This is a genomic window from Sphingobium fluviale (genome assembly GCF_004122115.1).
Classification (GTDB): Bacteria; Pseudomonadota; Alphaproteobacteria; order Sphingomonadales; family Sphingomonadaceae; genus Sphingobium; species Sphingobium fluviale.
The window spans coordinates 25,833-42,328 of record NZ_SBKP01000019.1 but is presented as its reverse complement, the minus strand read 5'-3'; the positions used below and the strand labels follow the sequence as shown (position 1 = coordinate 42,328).

The window sequence follows — 16,496 nt, the reverse complement described above, 5'->3', positions numbered from 1 at the left end:
GCCAACAGCAAGGAAGTGCTCCGCAACGGTGTTCACTTCGCGGACACCGTAGATGACGCTGCGGCTCAGGCGATCGTCAAGGCAATGGGAACTCGGGACGGCATCGCCGAATGGATCGATCGGGAGAACCAAAAGCGTCGGCATAGCCGCTATTTCCACCGTCTGATGCGGATTATCGCCGATGGGGTTCGCAATCGCTTTGATGAGGTGGATGAGCCGGCGCCGGAGGGTGTTAGGGCGACTTATCACGGGGATCAGCTATGAAGGGCGCAGATCAGTGTCCCAGGTGCGCCAGCAGGCGCCACTCTGATGTCCAACAGGACTTGACGAAGTTCTACGCCACAACCCTGCGCGTCTGTGGGAACTGCGGGACAGCATGGGAGCCATTCGAGGTGTCTGCCCTCCCGCACGGCGAAGAAGAACCGCTCGCCGCGTTCCGACATCCCTGCAACAACTGCGCATTCCGAAAGGGATCACCGGAGCAGGCGGACAAAGACGGTTGGGAGAGCAAGATGATCGAGCTGTCGTTCGGCGCTTCCTTCTATTGCCACAAGGGTGTGCCGGTGACGCCCGGATCCGAGCACGGCTTTGATTATCCGCAGAGCAAATCCGGAATTCCCATAACACGCAAGTTGCGGTTGTGCCGAGGCTACCTGAATTCGATCGTCGGGCCGAGGCTGGCCGAAATGTCAGCGGACGGAGAGGTCGCATGAAACGCCTACCCGATTGGCCCCGGCTCATGAAAAAAGCCACTCTCGCCGCCTATCTCGACATGAGCAGTGTGGACATCGAGCGAGAGATGATCGCAGGGCGCTTGCCAATGCCTATCGACATCGGAGGTGTGCCGCACTGGTCACGCACCGCGGTTGATGCCAGCATCGAGAATATCACGGGCGAATCGGCCCTCGATGATTGGCGAAAAGGTCAACCTCTGTATGGCGACGCGGCATAAAAGCATGATGTACCTCAAGATCGTCAGAGCGAAGGGCAGGGAATACTGCTATTTCGACACCGGGCAGAAGGATGCGCGGGGCAAGACGATCTACGCCCGACTGCCCACACGCAGCGATCGGGATTTTGCCGTCAAATACGCGACCATGCTCGGTCATCGCACCCGCCGCGCCAATGTGCAGGCATTGCTCACGGTCCCGAAGTTGGTCGAGATGTATCAGGACAGCAGCCATTTTGCGGGGCTGGCCCCGGCGAGCCGCAAGATCTATGCGCTCTATTTGGGCGTGTTCGCCGCCATGCTACCCACCGCGCCCGCCGGACTGGTCGAGCGCAAGGATGTGGCCACCCTTCTGGAGAAGCGAGCGAAGACCCCCGCGGCCGCCAACATGATCCTGGCGACGATCAGTGCGCTCTACAAATGGGCGCGCAAGAATGGGCATGTGAACAACCGCCCGGCGGATGATCTGGACCCGATGGACATCGGTGAGCATGATCCCTGGCCGGAGGCTCTGGTGCAGTCCGCGCTGGAGGCAAGCGACGTGCGAGTGCGGCTCTCTGTCCATCTGCTCTATTACACGGCCCAAAGGATTGGGGATGTTGTCAGGATGCGCTGGGGAGACATTGCGAATGGGGAGATCGCGGTGCGCCAGCAAAAGACAGGCGCGCAACTGGTTATCCCATTGCACCCGGATCTGGAAAAAGAACTCGCCAAGCACGCGAGAGACCTCGCGCCGATCATAAAGGGCCAGCACGGCAAAGGGTTGGCCACTATGACGCTGCGCACCAATATTCAACAGTGGGCGGCCGAGCGCGGGCATAAGGTTGTACCGCATGGCTTGCGCAAGAATGCGGTCAATACGCTGCTCGAATTAGGCTGCTCTGTGGCGCAGACAGCGGCCATCAGCGGGCAGTCCATTCAGATGATCGAGCTGTACGCCAAAAAGCGCAGTCAAGCAAAACTCGCTAGATCCGCAATGCAGATTTGGAGCAAGAACAGATAGGGCACTTTCAAACGATTGGAAAACTCACCCGGAAAGGCACGGAAAACCGTCATGTTGCGTTATTGTCAAATTAAAGCGGCTGATTTCCGCCATTATTCGGGGTGAGACGTGTTTGTTGACCGATCAACCGGCCCGATTCGCGGTCTTGCATCTCCAGCGCTCATGGCCGACAAGGCGGCCATGGCCCAACTCTCCCGCGCTCCGGTCACCGCGGTGCTCGGTCCCACCAACACCGGCAAGACCCATCTCGCGGTGGAGCGGTTCTGCGCCCACTCCAGTGGCATGATGGGCTTTCCGCTGCGTTTGCTGGCGCGGGAGGTGTATGATCGCGTGGTGGCGCTCAAAGGCCCGAAGGAAGTCGCGCTCATCACCGGAGAGGAGAAGATAGAGCCGCCGGGCGCGCGCTGGTATCTCTGTACGGCGGAAAGCATGCCGCTTCACAGAGACTTCAGCTTCGTCGCGCTCGATGAGGCGCAACTGGGGACGGACCCGGAGCGCGGGCATATCTTCACCGATCGCATCCTGCGCGCGCGCGGGCGGGACGAGACGATGATCCTCGGTTCCGGCGCGCTTTCGGGCATGGTCCGCGCGCTGTTGCCCGATGCGGAGATCATCTCGCGCCCGCGCTTTTCCACCCTGTTTTATGCGGGAGCGAAGAAGCTCTCGCGCCTGCCAAAACGCTCGGCCATCGTCGCCTTCTCGGCGGAAGAGGTCTATGCGGTGGCAGAGATGCTGCGGCGGCTGCGCGGCGGCGCTGCGGTGGTGATGGGCGCGCTCTCGCCCTCCACCCGCAACGCGCAGGTGAAGATGTTCATGAACGGCGATGTCGATTATCTCGTCGCCACGGACGCCATCGGCATGGGGCTGAACCTCGATGTCGCCCACGTTGCCTTCGCATCGTTGCGCAAGTTTGATGGCGTGCGCACCCGCCGCCTCACCATATCCGAAATGGCGCAGATCGCCGGGCGCGCCGGGCGGCATCAGAAGGATGGCACCTTCGGCTCTCTGGGTGGGGAGGACAGCGAGGGCGCTTTCCGGCCAGAGGAGATCGAGGCGATCGAGGCGCATGAATTTCCGCGCATCGAGCATCTTTACTGGCGCAATGGCGCGCCGCCGCTGGACGCGGGCATAGACGCCCTGATCGCCGCGCTCGAAGCCCGGCCAGACTGGCCAGAGCTGCGCCCCGCGCCTCAGGCGGTGGACCTCGCCGTGCTGAAAGCCATGGCGGATGACGCGACCGTGCGCGAACGCGTCCGCTCCACCGCGCAACTCCGTCGCTTGTGGGATGTCTGCGGCCTGCCCGATTTCCAGAAGTTGGGGCCAGAGCATCACCGCGCCACCGTATCCCGCCTGTGGCGGTCGTTAAGCGAAGGCAATGGCCATATCCCGCAGGATTGGTTCGCGGGGCAGGTCGCCCGGCTCGACAATGCGCAGGGCGATGTCGATACGCTCTCCGGGCGCATCGCGGCGGCGCGGACATGGAGCTATATCGCCCACCGGCCGGACTGGCTGGCCAACCCCGCCGACATGGCCGAGCGCACCCGCGCGCTTGAGGAAAAACTGTCCGACGCGCTCCACGCCGCGCTCACCCAGCGGTTCGTAGACCGGCGCACATCGGTGCTGCTGCGTGACCTGGGCCGCAAAAATGAACATCTGCCTGTCGATATCGATGCGGATGGGTCTGTGCATGTCGATGGCGAGCCGCTAGGAAGCCTGAAGGGATTCCGCTTTCACGTCGATCCGCAGGCGCGGGGCGGGGACAGGAAATTGCTGTTGGCCGCGGCGGAGCGGCGACTGGGAAAGATGCTGACCGTGAAGGCCGAGGAACTGATTGCCGCGCCGGATGGCGAATTCGCGCTGAGCGCCGCGCCGGGCGAGACGCCGGGCCTGTTGTGGCGCGAGGAAAAGGTCGCGATGCTGCACGTCGGCCCCGCGCTGCTCCACCCCGAAGTGCGGGTGGACAAGGCGATTGTCGCGCTGGGGCAGGATGTTGCCAACCGCGTCACCGCGCGCCTCAACGCCTGGATGCATGCGCAGCATGAGCGCCACCTCGCGCCGCTGCTCAGGATCGCCGAGCTTGCAACACAAGAAGATACCCCCGCCGTGGTGCGCGCGCTGCTGATCCAGCTGGGTGACGCGGGCGGCATTATCGCGCGGGTCGATCTTGATGATGCGCTCAACCGGCTGGACAAGGACCAGCGCCAGATCATCCGCAAGGCGGGCTTCACCATCGGCGTGCTGGATATTTTCCATCATGCGCTGTTGAAACCCGGAGCGGCCCTGTGGCGTTTGGCTCTCATGGCATTGCAACGCAACAAACCGATGCTGCCCCTGCCTCAGGCGGGCGCGGTTGTCCTCAACCTGAAAGCGCGCGAGGAGGCAATGGGCGCCGCGCGCGCAGGCTATCGCGGCTTCAACGACACGCAGATCCGCATCGACATGATCGAGCGGATCGCACGCGGCGGGCATGAGGCGATCGCGAAGAACGAGCGCTATGACGCCACCTCGCCGTTCATCGTTTCGCTGGGGCTGGGGGAACCGCTGTTCAACCAGATCATGCGTGGTGCGGGATTCCGGCCGGTCACGCCGAGGGCGGTAGAGCCGGTGGTAGAAGACGCGACAGCCGAAAACCCGGATAGTCCGAAAGAGCTGCCCCCCATCCCGCCTTCAGAGGACGAGCCGGGCGCGACCCCTGACGAAACGCCGGTGCTGCCGGACGATCCCGCTCCCGCCGCGCCGCCGGAGGAGTTTCCCGCCGCCGAGCCGACAGAAATCCCGTTGTCAGACCCGTCGCCTACGCCCGACTCGGTGCCCGAAGCCATCGCGCCTGAGCTGGAAGCTGCAACCGGGGCCGTGCCCGAATCCGCGCCTCCACACGGCGCCAACTGGGCGTTTCGTGGGCGTCACAAACCCAAAGAACGGACAGAGCGGCGCTTCGGCGTTAGCCAGCCCAAGGGAGATCAGGCCGGTCCGGCGCGCAAGCCGCGGCAGGGGGGGCATGAAAAACGCTCCGGCCCGCCGCGCGAACGGCCAGACCGTCGTTTCGCCCACAAAGACCCCGCGCCCACTCGTCCGGCCGGTGGCGGCGCATTTGCTGGTCTTGCCGATTTGCTGGCGGGCAAGGAATAGTCGGCGTTGGCCAGCCGCTCGCCTGCCGCATCTCCCGCTCTCGTACCCCAGCATGGGCCGTCCATGCGGATCGACAAGTTCCTCTGGTTCGCGCGCCTCGCCAAAAGCCGCACTGCTGCTCAGGCAATGGCGGAGCAGGGGATCATGCGCCTGAACGGCCGAAGGATAGAGCGGGCGCACAGCGCGGCGCGGGTGGGCGATCTGGTCACGCTGGCGCAGGGAGACCGCATCCGTGTCGTGCGCATACTCGCGCTGCCCGCCCGGCGCGGCCCTGCCGCAGAGGCGCAAGCCTGTTATGAGGAACTGATGCTTGGCGGCTCTCCGTCACAACTTGATATTGACGGCGGGGCAGGGCGGGAATAGCAGGGCAGTAAGACTATAAGTGCCTGCGTCGCCGCGCAGCAGAAGGGAAGATACCGATGACCTATGTAGTGACCGACGCCTGCATCCGTTGCAAATATATGGATTGCGTAGAGGTCTGCCCGGTAGATTGCTTTTACGAGGGCGAGAACATGCTGGTCATCAACCCCAATGAATGCATCGACTGCGGCGTGTGCGAGCCAGAGTGCCCGGCCGAGGCGATCCTGCCCGATACCGAAAACGGCTTGGAAAAATGGCTGGAGCTGAACAGCAAATATTCCGCCGAGTGGCCGAACATCACCAGCAAAGGTGCGGCCCCGGACGATGCGGAAGATCACAAGGGCGAGGAAGGCAAGTTCGAGAAATATTTCTCGGAAAAGCCCGGCTCTGGCGGCTAAGCGTTAACCCTCGCTTCCTTTAATAAACCTATGTCTTAAGCCAGTCCGGGCGTTGTGTCGCTCCGGGCTGGTAATTTTGTTACGAATCTGTTAAAAGGGCGATCAGGCGGGAATGTCGCACCCCGTCAGGAGTATATTCATAATGCCCTATGCGTCGCTGTGCGCTGGACTGGGAACACGGATGTTCTGGTGCCATGTCGCAGCCTGACGCTCCCCTTGAGATTATGGAAAGGTTTCCAATGGCTGCAAAAGCCCTGTCCTTTGATGTTGGCGATTATGTTGTTTATCCCAAGCACGGCGTAGGCCGCGTGATCGAGCTGCAAAGCCAGCAGATCGCCGGTATGGATCTGGAGCTGTATGTGCTCCGCTTTGAAAAAGAGCGGATGACGCTGCGCGTGCCGACCAACAAGGCCGAAAGCGTGGGGATGCGTAAGCTCTCCTCCAACAAGACGCTGGGCGAGGCGCTCGATACGCTGAAGGGCAAGCCCAAGGTCAAGCGCACCATGTGGTCGCGCCGCGCGCAGGAATATGAGGCGAAGATCAACTCCGGCGATCTGGTGTCGATTGCCGAGGTCACGCGCGATCTGTTCCGCCCGGATGACCAGCCGGAGCAAAGCTATTCCGAGCGCCAGATCTTCGAGGCCGCCTCAAGCCGCCTCGCGCGCGAACTCGCCGCGATGGAAGAGACGGACGAGCGCGCCGCGCTGAACAAGATCCTTGAGATCCTCAACGAGGCCGCACCGAAATATGCCAAGGACAAGGCCGAATAAGCGCCGCTTCCTAGAGCATTTTCAGAATGACCGTAACACGGTCATTCGGTTCGAAAATGCTCTCGTCATAGAGTCTGACCGTTTTCCGAGCCGATGAGCGTTCTACGCTCATCTTGAAAACGGTCTAGTGATGTAAAAAGGGCGCCGCTGATGCTGGCGCCCTTTTTTATGGCCGTCTATCCCGCCAAACTCTTGCTCACCTGCTCGGTCACGTCTTTCGACAGGCCGGACTGGGCCAGAATCTGTTCCAGCGCCGCCCGCATACGCCCCGCGCGCGGCTCGGCAAAGCGGCGGTGGCGGCCTAGCGGCGGAACCATCCGCGCCGCCGTCTGCGGGTTAACGGGGTCAAGCGCGAGGATCAGGTCCGCCATCAGGGCATAGCCTGCCCCGTCGGCAGAATGAAACGCCCACTGGTTCGCGCCGAACGCGCCATAGACCGCGCGCACCCTGTTGGGGTTGGAGAGGGTGAAATCCGGGTGCTTGCCCAGCTGTGCCACGATCTCCACCGTATCAGGATGGAAGGCGAGGGCCTGCGTCTGGAACCATTTGTCGAGCACCAGCGCATCACCGGCATAGCGCGCGTAAAAGTCCGCGAGTGCCTGGCTGCGCTCCGCACAGTCGATGCTGGCGAGCACTGCGAGCGCGCCCTGCCGCTCGGTCATGTTATGCGCGCCTTCATATTGCGCATAGGCCAGCGCGGGGCCATCCTCCGCGCCGGAGGCAACGATATAGCCCAGCGCCACCGTGCGCAGCTTACGCGCGCCCTTGTCCGCCCCCGCAAGGCTAAACGCATCCCGCGCCGTGCGTGCATGCACCTCGCGCCACAGCGGCAACAATGCCCGCCCGATCTCCCCCATCAGCGCCTCTCGCGCTACGTGGATCGCATCCGGGTCGACCAGCGCCATCTGATCCCCCACATAAGCCTCGCCCGGCAGGCGCACCGCCTCGGCGATGAACGCATCGTCGAGCGCAGGGTTGGACAGCGCCGTGCGCACGGCGTCAATCACCGCGCCATTATCGGCCTCGCCGCCCGCAATCGCCTCGGTCAGCGCGCCGAGCATCAAAAGCTGCATTGCTTCATAGCGGGCGAAGGGATCATCATCGCTCGCCGCGAGGAACGCCAGCTCATCCGGGCTGCGGTGCATGTCAACGATCACGGGTGCTGAAAAACCGCGGTTGATCGAGAGCATCGGCGCGGCGCGCACTCCCTCGAACATAAAGCTCTGCTCCGCGCCATCCAGCACCAGCAGCCGCTCCTCGATCCGCTTGCCAGACTGCCGGTCGAACAAAGCGGTGCGCAACGGCAACACCATCGGCGCCTTGTTCACCTGCCCCGGCGTATCGGGCACGGACTGGCTCAGCGTCAGCGTGGCGGACTGACTTTCCGCATCATGGCTCAGCACGGCGGCGACGCGCGGCGTGCCTGCCTGAGAGTACCACAGACGGAACTGCGCAAGGTAGATCCCGCCGCCGTCCTCCATCGCCTTGACGAAATCCTCGCAGGTGGCAGCCTCGCCATCGTGGGTTGAGAAATACAGATCAGTGCCTCGCCGGAACCGCTCGTGCCCCAGCAGGGTCGCCATCATGCGGATGATCTCGGCGCCCTTGTTGTAAATGGTCGCCGTATAAAAGTTGCTGATTTCCATATAGGATTCAGGGCGGATCGGATGGGCGAGCGGCCCCGCGTCTTCCGGGAACTGTGCCGCGCGCAAGGTGCGCACATCCTCTATCCGCTTCACCGCCTCGCTGCCCATATCGGCGGAAAAGCACTGGTCGCGATAGACGGTGAAGCCTTCCTTCAGGCTCAATTGAAACCAGTCCCTGCAGGTCACGCGGTTGCCGGACCAGTTGTGGAAATATTCGTGGGCGACCACACCCTCGACCGCGTCGAAATCGAGGTCGGTCGCGGTTTCCGGGTCTACGAGGATGTAACGGCTGTTGAAGATGTTCAGCCCCTTGTTCTCCATCGCGCCGAAGTTAAAATCGGCCACCGCGACGATGTTGAACACGTCGAGGTCATATTCGCGGCCATAGACGCGCTCGTCCCAGCCCATGCTGTCTTTCAGCGCCTTCATGGCATGCTGTGTGCGCGGCAGGTCGCTCTCCCGCACCCAGATGCCGAGTTTCACTTGCCGCCCGCTCATCGTGGTAAAGCTGTCGGCGTTGCAGGCAAGGTCGCCCGCCACCAGCGCGAAGAGATAGCACGGCTTGGGGAAGGGGTCGTTCCAGCGCGCCCAGTGGCGGCCATTGTCTCCCGCGCCGCTCTCCACCGGGTCGCCATTGCTGAGCAGCACGGGGTAGAGCGCCTTGTCCGCCTCCATGCGCACGGAGTAGCGCGAGAGGACATCGGGCCGGTCCGGGAAATAGGTGATGCGGCGAAAGCCCTCCGCCTCGCACTGGGTGCAGAGCAGGCCGCCGGAGGCATACAGCCCCATGAGCTGGCTGTTCCTGGCGGGAGAGATGGCGACGATCGTTTCGATGTTGTGGGTGGCGCCGGGGAGGGGGATGCTGAGCGGCGCGTCGCCCTGCGGCCATTGGTCGCGCGGCAGCGGTACGCCATCGACGCTGACCGACAGCAGCTCCAGCGCCTCGCCATCGAGCAGAAGAGGCCGGTCATGCGCGCCATTGCGGGTGACGGAAAGGCGGGCGGTGACGATCGTGCGGTCTGTGTCGAGCGTGAAGTCAAGGCTGATGTCGGGCACCAGCCAGTCCGGTGCACGATAATCCTCGCGGCGGATGACAGGGGGGGTGGCGGGTGCGGCGGCGGCGGTCTGAATATCAAGCATGCCCCTCTTCTAGGCGGGCGTGCGGCGCTGCACAATCATCTTGCGTCGTGCGGCACGACGCTATTTAGGGACTATATGGCTCAGGAAATGCTCATTTTTGGCATGGGATACACCGGAACGCGTCTGCGCGAAGCACTTTTGGAGCGCGGTTGGCGCGTTACAGGTGTGCGGCGGGAGGCAAGCGAGGGGGTACTCGCGTTTGACGATGTGGCGGGAGTCCGTGCCGCCATCGCCCGCGCCACCCACATCCTGTCCTCCGTCCCGCCAGACGCCGCTGGGGACGATCCTGTGTTGGCCTGCTACGGCACCGACATTGCCACCGCGCTAGCTCGGTGGGCGGGCTATCTCTCCTCCACGGGCGTATACGGAGACACCGGCGGCGCTTGGGTCGATGAAGGCGCGCCCTTAGGCAGTGGCAGGCGCAGTGCACGGGCGCGAGCTGATGCGGAATGGCAAATGCTGCGCGCGGCTGTCACCATATTCCGCCTTCCCGGTATTTATGGGCCTGGCCGCAGCGCGCTGGACCGTGTGCGGGAGGGACGGGCACACCGCATTGCTTTGCCTGGACAGGTGTTCAGCCGCATCCATGTGGATGACATCGTATCCGCCATGCTAGCTAGCTTCGACGGGCCGCACGGCGTCTATAATATCGCTGACAATGCCCCATCTTCCCAGAATGAAGTGATTGAGCACGCCTGTATTTTACTCGGCCTGCCCTACCCCCCTCTGCACACGCTGGACGATGTCAAACTCAACCCTCAGGCACGCGCGTTTTATGCTGAAAACCGCCGTGTCGCGAACGGCAGGGCAAAGAGGATATTGGGCTGGCATCCCAGATATCCCGACTATCGCACGGGCCTCAGCGAATTGGCAGCAGCCAGCGATTAACTCCGCATCCCGCACAATCAGAACGGGACTTCGTCGTCCAGATCGTTGCTGAAATTCGGTTCAGGCGTGCGATCCCTCACCGCATTGCCACCTGACGAGCGCCCGCTGCCATAGTCGTCATAATCGCCGCCGCCATAGCCCGATGATCCGCCCGACCAGTCTCCGCCGCCAGAGGAAGAGCGCCCGCCACCTTGACCGCCACCCGGCGCGCCATCCAGCATCGTCAGCACGGCGCCCGGTCCCTGGAGCACGACCTCTGTAGTGTAGCGATCATTGCCGGACTGGTCCTGCCATTTGCGGGTACGCAGCTGGCCCTCGATATAGACTTTGCTGCCCTTGCGCAGGAAACGCTCTGCTACACCTGCCAGCCCTTCGGAAAAGATGGCGACAGTGTGCCATTCGGTCCGCTCTTTCTTCTCGCCGGTATTGCGGTCTTTCCAGCTTTCCGATGTCGCGATGCGGATGTTGCAGACCTTGCCGCCATTCTGAAAGCTTTTAACCTCAGGGTCAGCGCCCAGATTGCCCACCAGAATGACCTTGTTGACGCTGCCTGCCATGAAAAAGACTCTCTCTTGGAAAAAGGTTGGCCGTTCTTATAGCCCCAAGCCAAGCGCCGTCCAGTAGGTGAGGCCTGCCGCAGCATAAGCGAGTACAAAAAGATAGCACACCATGAAGGCTGGCCACTTCCAGCCATTGGTTTCCCGGCGCGTTACGGCGATGGTGGAAATACATTGCGGCGCGAACACGAACCAGGCGAGGAAGGCCAGTGCGGTGGGCAGAGGCCAGTCGGACTTCAGGCGTTCGCCCAAGGATTGCTCCAATCTGGCTTCGTCGTCGCCGGCATCGATGCTGTATGTCGTGGCGAGCGCCGAGACGGCTACTTCCCGCGCTGCCATCGCGGGAATGAGCGCGAGGGAAATATCGCGGTTGAAGCCGATCGGTGCCATCACCAGTTGCAGCCCTTCGGCTATGCGCCCGGCCACGCTATAGCTGACAGGCGACTCTGTGGAGCCAGTGGGAGGCTTGGGGAAACTCAGCAACGCCCACAAAATTATCGTGGACGCAAAGATGATGGTGCCCGCGCGGCGCAGGAAGATCACCGCCCGCTGCCACAGCCCGAGAGCGATGTCCGCGACGTGGGGCCACTGATATTTTGGCATTTCCATCAGGAAGCCGCTGCTCTTGCCTCTCGCAACCGTGCGCCGCAGTAGCAGGGCAGCGATCATCGCCCCCGCTATCCCGCCGACATAGAGGCCAAAGAGGACGAGCCCCTGGAGGCCTATCCCAAAGCCCACATCGCGCGCCGGAATGAACGCCCCGATGATCACGGCGTAGACCGGTAGCCGAGCCGAGCATGTCATCATAGGCGCGATGAGGATCGTCGTCAGCCGGTCTTTTGGGTCCGAAATCGAGCGAGTCGCCATAATACCCGGCACGGCGCACGCGAACGAGGACAGGAGCGGAATGAATGCCCGACCGGACAGCCCTACCCGCGCCATGAGGCCATCCATGATGAACGCTGCACGGGTCATATACCCGGTCGCCTCCAGTATCAGGATAAAGAGAAACAGAATGAGGATCTGTGGCAGGAACACGATAACAGAGCCAACTCCGTTGATGGCTCCGTCAACCAAGAAAGAGCGCAGATAACCGGGAGCCGTGTTTGCTGTGGCGGCATCGCTCAATGCGGTGAACCAGCTCTCAATCATAGCGATCGGAGCTTCAGACCAGGCATAAACTCCCTGAAACATCACAAACAAAAGGGCTAATAACAGCATTGGCCCCAACACGGGGTGCAGCGCTACACTGTCCACAGTCTGTGTTAGCCTGCGAGAAGGGGTTTCGCTTACTATCGTTGTGCGGGCAAGCTCTTTGGCGTAGCTAGTCCGCTCTTCGAAACTCATTGCAGCTGGTTGCGGGCGAAGCTGTACCGCTTCAGGGCCGACCAGCAGCGTCAATGCTGCTGTCAGATGGTCTAGACCCCGTTTTCTGACCGCTACAGTAGGTACGACTGGAACTCCGATGGCTTCGGATAATGCATCGGAGCTGAGTTCGAGGCCGTCGCGGGCAGCAAGATCTACCATATTGAGGGCTATGACCGTCGGCAGCCCCAGTTCCAGCACCTCCAGCGCGAAGCGGAGATGGTTCTCAATATTGCTCGCGTCAACAACTATAACGAGCGCATCGGGTATCCGTTCGCCAGCCTGTCTGCCCATCAAAACGTCGCGCGTTACCTGTTCGTCCGGGCTGGTGGGGGTGAGGCTGTATGTGCCGGGCAGGTCAACTAGCTCAACAGGGCGGCCATCGGCCAGACCCATGCGACCCGATTTGCGCTCAACTGTAACGCCGGGATAATTGCCAAGCTTTTGTCGTGCGCCAGTCAACGCGTTGAACAACGCGCTTTTTCCGGCATTAGGGTTTCCGATCAAGGCAACGAGCGGGGTCGCCATCATAATAACGCAGCGGCCTCTTGCGATGGTGCCTTGTCTGGCCCGGTACGCACATGGATGGCGGTCGCGTGTTCGCGCCGCATGGCGACGGTCATCCGGCCGATCCGACATGCAAGCGCGCCTCGCCCAAGCAAGCCGCCGCGGTGCAATGTCTCTATTGTGGAACCTTCATCGACACCAAATTCTCGTAGCCGTTGCGCCTCGCTCGAAGAGAGGATGTCCCAATCCACTCTGTCTATATAGGCGGTGCGTCGCGGAGGCAGGCTGTCAAGTCGCAAGGGTGGTTTCCTATTTTTGCGAACGATTATCAATATCTGTCCGATAAATCGAGTCCTTTTTGCAGATATGATGGGTTGGCAGGAATAATTCGTATGCCTTGGACTTCCGTGCTGGCTTTCCCGCAAACCCATCCATATGCACGAGGGCATGAGTCCTCCAGATCATAAGCCGCACAGCCTCCACCTCCATCTTCCAGGCGCGCTGGGGTTGCGCGAATTTGTGATGCTGATGTCATCGTTGATGGCGATGACTGCGCTTTCCATAGATACCATGCTCCCAGCCTTGCCTGATATTGGACGCGATCTGGCTGTGACGAACTCCAATGACCGGCAGTCAATCATCACGCTGTTTTTCCTCGGTATGGCATTCGGTTCGCTGATCTATGGGCCGTTAGCGGATCATTACGGGCGTCGACCGGTTTTGATAGGCGCACTGGTGCTGATGCTGGTGTCAACCTTGCTTTGTACACTCGCCCCTTCCTTTCCTCTCTTGCTCGGAGGCCGCTTTATTGCGGGGTTTGGCGCTGCCGCATGCCGTGTGATCGTGCTAAGCATCGTGCGAGACTGTTATCGGGGCGACATGATGGCGCGGATTATGTCGCTTATCATGTTCACATTCATGATTGTGCCTATGGCTGCTCCTTCACTTGGGGCCGCCATGATGACTTTTGCGCCTTGGCGCTGGATCTTCGGTCTACTGGCCTTCCTGATTTGTGTGATGCTGGCGTGGTTGGCGCTAAGGCTGCCGGAGACTCTGGACCCGGCTCACCGTATACAGGTGCATCCGCGGGAATTGACCCATACCTTCGTCCGCGTCGTCAAGAACCGTGGGTCATTTGGCTATATGATGGCGAGCGGCGTGATGATGGGTGGCCTGATAGGGTTTCTTGTCTCGGTTCAACAGATTTTCTTTGATGTCTTTCATATGCCGGAGCTGCTTCCTATCGGCTTTGCCATAATTTCTGGGTGGATGGCGGCAGGCAACCTGCTTAACGGAAAACTGGTGCAGCGTTTTGGCGCCCGGCGCATGAGCCAGAGCGCTGTCATAGTTGTGATACTGCTTTCTGCGGCACATTGCATTATTACGCGCGCAGGGCTGGAGAATGTTTGGGTCTTTATAGTCATTCAGGGGATGACGACGCTGTGCTTTTCATTCGCTGGGGTTAATTTCAGTGCGATAGCCATGGAGCCATTCGCGCGAGGTGCGGGCTTTGCCTCATCGTTTCAGGCGTCACTGACGACTTTCATCTCAGCCTTTCTGGGCGGTATGGTTGGTGCGGCTTTTGATGGAACCACAATGCCTATCGCACTGGGTTTCATGTGTTTCGGCACCATCAGTCTGCTGCTCATATTATGGGCAGAGCGGGGCAAGCTTTTTACGCGCCCCGGCAATGCGCATCTCAGAGTGGGTCAGTAGAAGGCTATTTCCACGGTACTAAGCGTCTGAGCCGCCTGGGGTATGGGCGCCCGGAAGTGGGGGGACCGGCTGGGGCGGAACATCTGCGTCATCCTCGTGCACGTCGATGATGCCGCGTCCTACAAAGCTGTGATTGCGGCTATAGAGGAAGTAGACGACGAGGCCGATAGCCGCCCAGCCGGCGAACATCATCTTGGTCTCATGACCCAGCGACCAGAACAGGTAGACGCAGCCCAAAATCGCGACCGGCGCGGTGAAGGCGATGACGGGTGTACGAAACGGCCGGGCGCGTGTTGGATCGGTACGACGCAGCACCAGCACCGCGATCGAGACGGCGGCAAAGGCGAACAGGGTGCCGCTGTTGGAAATATCCGCCAGCTTGCCCACCGGGAAGAAGGCGGCGAACAGGGCCACCAATATGCCGGTCAGGATCGTGATGACATGCGGGGTATGATATTTCGGGTGAACCTTTGAAAAGACCTGCGGCAACAGGCCATCGCGGCTCATCACGAAGAAGATGCGCGTCTGTCCGAACATCATCATGAGGATGACCGACGGCAGCGCGAGGCCCGCCGCTAGCCCAATCAGGTTGCCGATCTGCGGCCAGCCGATCGAGCGCAGGGTCCATGCTAGTGCCTCCTTGGAACACACCACCGCCGTATCGCCGATCGCGCCGCACTGCCGGGTTAGCTCGATGCTTCCGGGTGCCAGCGCTTCTCCGCCCGGCCCGGATACAGGCTGAGCGCCTACGCTGCCGATAACGCCTGCAGCGACGAGCAGGTAGAAAATGGTGCAGATACCGAGCGAGCCGATGAGGCCTATCGGCATGTTGCGCTGAGGGTTGCGGGTTTCCTCCGCCGCCGTGGACACTGCATCGAAGCCGACATAGGCGAAGAAGATCGACGCTGCCGCTGCCGAAACGCCCGCAAAGCCCAGCGGCGTGAACGGGGTAAAATTCTCCATCTTCATCACCGGCACGGCAAGGATGATGAACAGCGTGAGCGCCGCAACCTTTACACAGACCAGCGCGGCATTGACGATCGCGCTTTCGCGCGTACCGATCACGAGCAGCCAGGTGACAAGCAGGGCGATGCCAAGCGCGGGCAGGTTGATGACGCCGCCGTCATAGGGGCCGCGCACCAGCAGATCCGGTATGTCCATATTAAAGGCATTTTCGATGAGGCCGACCACATAACCTGACCAGCCGACGGATACAGCGCCCGCCGCCACCGCATATTCGAGGATCAACGCCCACCCGACCATCCAGGCGATCAGCTCGCCCATAACGGCATAGCTATAGGTATAGGCGGAACCGGACACGGGCACCATCGCCGACATTTCAGCATAACATAGCGCCGCGACCGCACAGACGAACCCGGCGATAACGAAACTGAGCATCATGCCCGGCCCGGCCTTTTGCGCGGCTTCCGCCGTGAGCACGAAAATGCCGGTGCCGATGACCGCACCAATGCCCAGCATGGTGAGCTGAAAAGCGCCGAGCGAACGGTGCAGGGACTTTTTCTCCGCCGTCGCGAGAATCGCGTCCAGCGGCTTGATGCGACCAAAGATCATGCGTTTGCCTTTACCTCATGCGCTCGCCGGTGGGCGCCGCGGAAATGAAAGGCGAGACTATCGGCTAAATCGAGATGTGCAAGGGGCGGGGCACAGGAATAGCACCTGCCTCATCGCGCCAGCATCGGCCCCAATGGCTTACCCGCGAACAGGTGTACATGCAGGTGCGGCACTTCCTGATGCGCGTCCATGCCGATATTGGCGAGCAGGCGATAGCCCGGCTCCACATGCCCTGCCGCCCGCGCCACTGCGCCAACCGCGCGCACGAAGCCGGTGATCTCCTCGGCTGAGCCGCTGGCGGAAAAATCATCCCAGCTTACATAACGGCCCTTGGGTATGACGAGGATGTGGGTGGGCGCCTGCGGGTTGATGTCGTGAAAGGCGAGCGCCCATTCGTCCTCGTAGACCTTGCTGCACGGGATCTCGCCGCGCAGGATCTTGGCGAAGATATTGGCATCGTCATAGGGCAGGGTGGGGTCGATCGGCATCAGGCTTC

At 61.5% G+C, this 16,496-nt stretch carries 16 protein-coding genes; 10 read left to right on the top strand and 6 right to left on the bottom strand.

The features are described from left to right. From EQG66_RS15370 to EQG66_RS13920, 8 genes are all read left to right on the top strand, one after another. A partial coding sequence (locus EQG66_RS15370) for a hypothetical protein (protein WP_164975694.1) occupies positions 1-264 on the top strand: 264 nt, incomplete at its 5' end. Between the two features lie 248 nt (positions 265-512). After that, positions 513-713 (top strand): hypothetical protein, encoded by a 201-nt coding sequence (locus tag EQG66_RS15675; protein WP_245988107.1) that lies wholly within the window; start codon positions 513-515, stop codon positions 711-713. Then, positions 710-952: a hypothetical protein gene (locus EQG66_RS13945; RefSeq protein ID WP_129405163.1), complete on the top strand. Its 243-nt coding sequence runs from the start codon at positions 710-712 to the stop codon at positions 950-952. The genes EQG66_RS15675 and EQG66_RS13945 overlap by 4 nt, the downstream gene beginning before the upstream one ends. Positions 953-956: 4 nt before the next feature. Beyond that, entirely contained in the window at positions 957-1,952 is a 996-nt protein-coding gene (locus tag EQG66_RS13940) for a site-specific integrase (RefSeq protein ID WP_164975693.1), read from the top strand. 180 nt (positions 1,953-2,132) lie between these two features. Further along, positions 2,133-5,081, top strand: a complete 2,949-nt coding sequence (locus EQG66_RS13935; RefSeq protein ID WP_129405161.1) for a helicase-related protein — start codon at positions 2,133-2,135, stop codon at positions 5,079-5,081. A gap of 63 nt (positions 5,082-5,144) precedes the next feature. Beyond that, entirely contained in the window at positions 5,145-5,444 is a 300-nt protein-coding gene (locus tag EQG66_RS13930; RefSeq protein WP_129405167.1) for an RNA-binding S4 domain-containing protein, read from the top strand. Positions 5,445-5,500: 56 nt separating this feature from the next. Then, positions 5,501-5,839, top strand: a complete 339-nt coding sequence (gene fdxA / locus EQG66_RS13925) for a ferredoxin FdxA (protein WP_129405160.1) — start codon at positions 5,501-5,503, stop codon at positions 5,837-5,839. Positions 5,840-6,078: 239 nt separating this feature from the next. Beyond that, complete coding sequence (locus EQG66_RS13920; protein WP_129405159.1) at positions 6,079-6,609, top strand: CarD family transcriptional regulator; 531 nt, start codon at positions 6,079-6,081, stop codon at positions 6,607-6,609. A 176-nt stretch (positions 6,610-6,785) separates the two neighbouring features. Here EQG66_RS13920 and pepN read toward each other — a convergent pair whose 3' ends face one another. Continuing rightward, on the bottom strand, positions 6,786-9,395 hold the full coding sequence (gene pepN, locus EQG66_RS13915) for an aminopeptidase N (protein ID WP_129405158.1): 2,610 nt from the start codon (positions 9,393-9,395) through the stop codon (positions 6,786-6,788). Between the two features lie 75 nt (positions 9,396-9,470). Between pepN and EQG66_RS13910 the strand changes: the two genes are divergently transcribed. Then, on the top strand, positions 9,471-10,283 hold the full coding sequence (locus EQG66_RS13910) for a Rossmann-fold NAD(P)-binding domain-containing protein (RefSeq protein ID WP_245988106.1): 813 nt from the start codon (positions 9,471-9,473) through the stop codon (positions 10,281-10,283). A 17-nt stretch (positions 10,284-10,300) separates the two neighbouring features. On the opposite strand, the gene ssb is transcribed toward EQG66_RS13910, so the two are convergent. Genes ssb through EQG66_RS13895 form a run of 3 tightly spaced genes read right to left on the bottom strand, consistent with a single transcriptional unit; the run spans position 10,301 to position 13,011 of the window. Further along, a complete protein-coding gene (gene ssb / locus EQG66_RS13905) occupies positions 10,301-10,840 on the bottom strand; it encodes a single-stranded DNA-binding protein (protein ID WP_129405156.1) in 540 nt (179 codons plus the stop codon). Positions 10,841-10,876: 36 nt separating this feature from the next. Further along, complete coding sequence (gene feoB / locus EQG66_RS13900) at positions 10,877-12,736, bottom strand: ferrous iron transporter B (RefSeq protein ID WP_129405155.1); 1,860 nt, start codon at positions 12,734-12,736, stop codon at positions 10,877-10,879. After that, the gene (locus EQG66_RS13895) at positions 12,733-13,011 is read right to left on the bottom strand and encodes a FeoA family protein (RefSeq protein WP_129405154.1); all 279 of its coding nucleotides are present in this window, start codon (positions 13,009-13,011) and stop codon (positions 12,733-12,735) included. Before EQG66_RS13895 ends, feoB begins: the two co-directional genes overlap by 4 nt. A gap of 208 nt (positions 13,012-13,219) precedes the next feature. Between EQG66_RS13895 and EQG66_RS13890 the strand changes: the two genes are divergently transcribed. Continuing rightward, the gene (locus EQG66_RS13890) at positions 13,220-14,428 is read left to right on the top strand and encodes a multidrug effflux MFS transporter (RefSeq protein ID WP_342775148.1); all 1,209 of its coding nucleotides are present in this window, start codon (positions 13,220-13,222) and stop codon (positions 14,426-14,428) included. Positions 14,429-14,446: 18 nt separating this feature from the next. On the opposite strand, the gene EQG66_RS13885 is transcribed toward EQG66_RS13890, so the two are convergent. Beyond that, on the bottom strand, positions 14,447-16,000 hold the full coding sequence (locus EQG66_RS13885) for an amino acid permease (RefSeq protein WP_129405152.1): 1,554 nt from the start codon (positions 15,998-16,000) through the stop codon (positions 14,447-14,449). 110 nt (positions 16,001-16,110) lie between these two features. After that, entirely contained in the window at positions 16,111-16,488 is a 378-nt protein-coding gene (locus EQG66_RS13880) for an HIT domain-containing protein (protein ID WP_129405151.1), read from the bottom strand. Positions 16,489-16,496: the final 8 nt, after the last annotated feature.

What these genes read in the sequence shown, in the direction of transcription:
- EQG66_RS15675 (WP_245988107.1), top strand. Translation starts at nt 513, where the DNA reads ATGATCGAGCTGTCGTTCGGCGCTTCCTTCTATTGCCACAAGGGTGTG.
- EQG66_RS13945 (WP_129405163.1), top strand. Translation starts at nt 710, where the DNA reads ATGAAACGCCTACCCGATTGGCCCCGGCTCATGAAAAAAGCCACTCTC.
- EQG66_RS13940 (WP_164975693.1), top strand. Translation starts at nt 957, where the DNA reads ATGATGTACCTCAAGATCGTCAGAGCGAAGGGCAGGGAATACTGCTAT.
- EQG66_RS13935 (WP_129405161.1), top strand. Translation starts at nt 2,133, where the DNA reads ATGGCCCAACTCTCCCGCGCTCCGGTCACCGCGGTGCTCGGTCCCACC.
- EQG66_RS13930 (WP_129405167.1), top strand. Translation starts at nt 5,145, where the DNA reads ATGCGGATCGACAAGTTCCTCTGGTTCGCGCGCCTCGCCAAAAGCCGC.
- fdxA (WP_129405160.1), top strand. Translation starts at nt 5,501, where the DNA reads ATGACCTATGTAGTGACCGACGCCTGCATCCGTTGCAAATATATGGAT.
- EQG66_RS13920 (WP_129405159.1), top strand. Translation starts at nt 6,079, where the DNA reads ATGGCTGCAAAAGCCCTGTCCTTTGATGTTGGCGATTATGTTGTTTAT.
- pepN (WP_129405158.1), bottom strand. Translation starts at nt 9,395, where the DNA reads ATGCTTGATATTCAGACCGCCGCCGCCGCACCCGCCACCCCCCCTGTC.
- EQG66_RS13910 (WP_245988106.1), top strand. Translation starts at nt 9,471, where the DNA reads ATGGCTCAGGAAATGCTCATTTTTGGCATGGGATACACCGGAACGCGT.
- ssb (WP_129405156.1), bottom strand. Translation starts at nt 10,840, where the DNA reads ATGGCAGGCAGCGTCAACAAGGTCATTCTGGTGGGCAATCTGGGCGCT.
- feoB (WP_129405155.1), bottom strand. Translation starts at nt 12,736, where the DNA reads ATGATGGCGACCCCGCTCGTTGCCTTGATCGGAAACCCTAATGCCGGA.
- EQG66_RS13885 (WP_129405152.1), bottom strand. Translation starts at nt 16,000, where the DNA reads ATGATCTTTGGTCGCATCAAGCCGCTGGACGCGATTCTCGCGACGGCG.
- EQG66_RS13880 (WP_129405151.1), bottom strand. Translation starts at nt 16,488, where the DNA reads ATGCCGATCGACCCCACCCTGCCCTATGACGATGCCAATATCTTCGCC.